We start from the raw sequence: 626 nt of genomic DNA on the forward strand, positions 1-626 counted from the left end.
TCAACAACAGCTAACCAAAATATTTTACTTTTTTCTAACTTTATTTGTGATGTACAAAGTTTAATTTCTCCGCTTACCACTTGTTCCAATAACCTTTTATTACTTGTAAAATCTTTTCCCAAATAGGTTTTGAATGGAAGTTGAAACAACCGAAAACAAAAACATTTTTTCTCAGGATTGTAAGAGAAGCTACGTATACTTTCTGCTCCAAAAGGAAATGCCATATCTCGTTTGAAGTTTTTTAACGAAGCTTCTCCTTTCCAATATCTTTGAGAATCTTTGTTGTATGAACTGTGGAGTCTATTATTTAAACAAGATAATATATTGGTTGGAATTTCACCTTTAAAACGGTCTGATAGCACACGATAAGTGGTACTCATTTGCGAATTTTTTAATATACCCTCTGCATCTTTCTTCTCGTCCATTAATTTATATTTAACACCTTCAGAGAGGTACAAAAAATCTTTCATCATTTCTTGTAAATACAAATGAGAAACAATCAAATTAGCGGCTTTAAAACATCTGTTTTGCCATCTATAAAGCTTGTCTAATGCCTCTTTGCGTTCTTCTTGAGTTGGTAAATCGATAAGTATTTGTATTTTTCGAGTGAGTATTAAAGTAGATTT

General features: G+C 31.2%; 1 pseudogene. It reads right to left on the reverse strand.

Features of this window, described 5'->3' with window-relative positions:
• Positions 1-626 (reverse strand): annotated as a pseudogene (locus tag N5E64_RS15700) (hypothetical protein); the annotation flags it as partial.

It is taken from the genome of Empedobacter sp. GD03739 (assembly GCF_029843245.1).
GTDB classification, from domain to species: domain Bacteria; phylum Bacteroidota; class Bacteroidia; order Flavobacteriales; family Weeksellaceae; genus Empedobacter; species Empedobacter falsenii_B.